Raw genomic sequence first — 3,009 nt, forward strand, 5'->3', positions numbered from 1 at the left:
ACTTTTTTATCGGGAACTCTTGACATAATCTTTAGCGTACGTTATAGTTTCGTCGTGTGATCTCCTTTTCTCTCCACATGCTGTGGAAGCGGTCAATCGCTTTGATTGACCGCTTTTTTTTGTTTTCGCTCCCTAGATCTCCGCGATGGCGCGGTTCATCAGGCTCCGGCAGAGCGACTGTGTCCCCGTGTGGGCGAAGTAATCCGTGTGGGTGTCAATGAGTGCGGCCACCACGTCCATCTTACCGTCCAGACCATCAATGCGGCCTTTGAGGCTCTCGTAGATGTTCTCGGGTGTGAGACCGCGCTCCTGGACGAAGTTACCGATCCACCCGGAGACTGCGCCGAAGGTCTGACCGATAAAGCCAAGCTGCCCGAGGGTATCGCCGCCTGGGATCATCGAGCTGAGTGCTTTAAAAGTCTCGTTGCCCTGGAGGTGGCTGGCAGAGAAACCGCGCAGGCTACTGTCTACTTTATCCAGGAACTCGGGGCCAAGCGGGAGCAGGCCGTCGAAGGTCACTAAGGCGGCCATCCGAACCAGCGAGTCGTGCTCGTACTCGCCTAGTGCGGCCACAAAGTCACCAATCGAGTCGCCGGGCAGACCATTGACATAGGTAAATGCTGTCAGCTCCGCAACAATCTTAACCGTCAGGTCAACGGTCTGCGTCACTTCGTCATTGGGCGTGAGCTTTGCCAGGAACTTCAGCGCCGAGAAGCGCTCCCCGAGCTGGTGGGCCAGCGAGACAGTGCCCAGCTTGTGATCGGTGGAGTCCACGGCCTGGTAGATCCACAGCGCCCGCTGGTAGCCCTCTGCCGTATCAGCAAAGAGTGCAAGGCTTCGCTCCGAGACTTGCTGCAGTATCCCCGGATCGCTCTCCCCCGTGTAGGCGGAGAGCATGTTCTCGTAGCCGACAATATTTTCCCACTGACCGGGCGCGACCCAGTCCAGGGCCTTCAGCGCCCCAATCGTCATCCCCGCCGACGGCAGGCGATCCGCGTAAACATTAATTGCATCCATAAAATTTCTCCCGCCCCCATAAACGGGGGCGTCTTTTTGTCGCTTCGCGACACGAAGGCCGTTCCGGCCATGGGCGCTTGCGCCCTTTGTGTCCGAGGAACGAGGATAATAACACGCCCCCGTTTATGGGAGCGGCTCTGGTGTAAGTCGTTCTACTTCAGCCCCGCCAGTCCGGCGAGGTTAAACTTCAGAAGCCAGCTTTGCTGCTCCGTATCACTCAGGGCAGAGCCCGTGGCGCGAATCTTAACTTGGTAGCGATCCCCCACCAGTACTGCAATTGCACTCATTCCCTCTTTGGCCGCCGGAAAGCCCTCAATCGAGAACCCTGTGCCCTTGAACTTATCGCGCGCACTCGGGTTGGCAGCCGTGTCGTTGATGGAGAGCTGTGCGAGAGTCGCCTTCCCTTTGTTCAGGTTCGCCATGGCAAAGCCATTCTTCTCCTGTGTGAAGACCCGGTTCAGTCCATTGGCATCATTGGGAAAGAACTTGTTGAGCGCACTGCCCGGCACCGCCTTGGCCGGAAGCGCGGTGCTCCCCACAGCACCCGCGCTCGTGGGAGCCCCCCCCAGAGCAGCACGCGGATCGGGGGGAAGATCGGGCAGCGTAGAGCGGCCAGCCGGAAGTGTTTGAGCCGGTGGGGCAGGAGGCGGAGCGCTGTTCTGCGGGCTTGGACAGCCAATGAGGGGCTGGGTTGCCAGACCCGCAAGCGCAATAAAAACAAGTCCTGGTTTGAGTCGCATCAAAAAATTCTTCTCCTCTATCGTTTGCGAGAAATCGCAAACGAATTATATACCATGTCGGGTACAACGTAGACTATGACGACAGAGCAGCGCCAACAGTTTCACCGCGATGGTTATGTGATTCTTCCCCCCAACTTACCTGCCTTACTTCATGCAAAAATCCAGCAACGGCTCGCATGGGTTCTCAAGAACGAAGGCAACCCGGGCAACAATATTCTGCCCGCCATACCCGAGCTTCAGGCGATCCTAGATGCCCCAGAGCTCGTCACCGCCCTCACCGACGTGCTTGGGGCAGGCTACATGCTCCACCCACACCGATTCGCACACAACAATGAGCCCGCGCAGCGGACTGCTGAGGGAGACTTTAAAGCAGGAGCAGGAACCCATGCCTTTATCGGCTGGCACCAGGACTCGCACAGCCCACTCTCACGCCCACGGCACTACGCCTGCCGCTATGCAATGGTGCTTTACTACCCGCAGGACACGCCAAAAGAGCACGGCCCCACACAGCTTATTCCCGGCACGCACTACAACCGAGAGCTCACCGAACACGATTATGGACGCGGCTTTCAGGCGGCTGGACCGGCAGGGACCTGCGTGTTGGTGCACTTTGATATCGCTCACGGTGGCTCGTTGAATGTCTTGGATCAGACGCGCTACATGGTCAAGTTTGTCTTTTTGCGCACGGAGGAGCCAGAGCACTTTGACCTGCCGACCCCACCCAAACCAGACGAAGCCCAAATCCCGACGCTGATCTCTGCTCTCAATGGCCCGGAGCCGGAGCGTTTTCGCGCGATCTACGCCCTAGCCGCGCTGGGCGAGCCCGCTGTTACCCCTCTCTGCGCCGCGCTCGCAACCCGTACCCAGAGTGCGTGGCAAGAGAGCGCCACTGTGATGGACGACGCGGCCTACGCACTCGCGGCTCTGGGTACCCCCGCCGTGGCGAGCCTGACGGCTTTACTCGATCATCCGTCGGAGTGGGTGCAGATAAACGCGAGCTTTGCGCTCGGTGAAATGGGCAAGAAAGCCCGCGCCGCGTCGGATGCCCTTATCGCCAAGCTCCGCTCCACCTCACACGCCACTGTCCGGACGGTGCTCGATGCCCTCGGCCAGCTCGGAGCCGACGAAGCCACTCTCTTGCCCGAGCTACGCCGCCTGCTCCTCACCGACAGTGCCGAGCCAAGCTGGCAGGAACCACTCTACCGAAAGTGGACAGGCCAGAACCAGGTTCGGGTGAACGCCATCTCCGCGC

General features: G+C 59.3%; 3 protein-coding genes. 1 reads left to right on the forward strand and 2 read right to left on the reverse strand.

Annotated elements, in window-relative coordinates; all coding sequences use genetic code 11:
• Positions 1-132 precede the first annotated feature (132 nt).
• Positions 133-1,017, reverse strand: coding sequence for a hypothetical protein (locus ACH2EH_RS22135; protein ID WP_395145155.1), 885 nt, complete (start codon positions 1,015-1,017; stop codon positions 133-135).
• A gap of 152 nt (positions 1,018-1,169) precedes the next feature.
• A complete protein-coding gene (locus tag ACH2EH_RS22140) occupies positions 1,170-1,760 on the reverse strand; it encodes a hypothetical protein (protein ID WP_395145156.1) in 591 nt (196 codons plus the stop codon).
• Positions 1,761-1,832: 72 nt separating this feature from the next.
• Between ACH2EH_RS22140 and ACH2EH_RS22145 the strand changes: the two genes are divergently transcribed.
• The coding region (locus ACH2EH_RS22145) for a HEAT repeat domain-containing protein (RefSeq protein WP_395145157.1) at positions 1,833-3,009 on the forward strand (1,177 nt) is incomplete at its 3' end.

The organism is Armatimonas sp., assembly GCF_043760365.1.
Lineage (GTDB): Bacteria > Armatimonadota > Armatimonadia > Armatimonadales > Armatimonadaceae > Armatimonas.

Coding starts and splice junctions, on each gene's coding strand:
- ACH2EH_RS22135 (WP_395145155.1), bottom strand. CDS start 1,017: ATGGATGCAATTAATGTTTACGCGGATCGCCTGCCGTCGGCGGGGATG.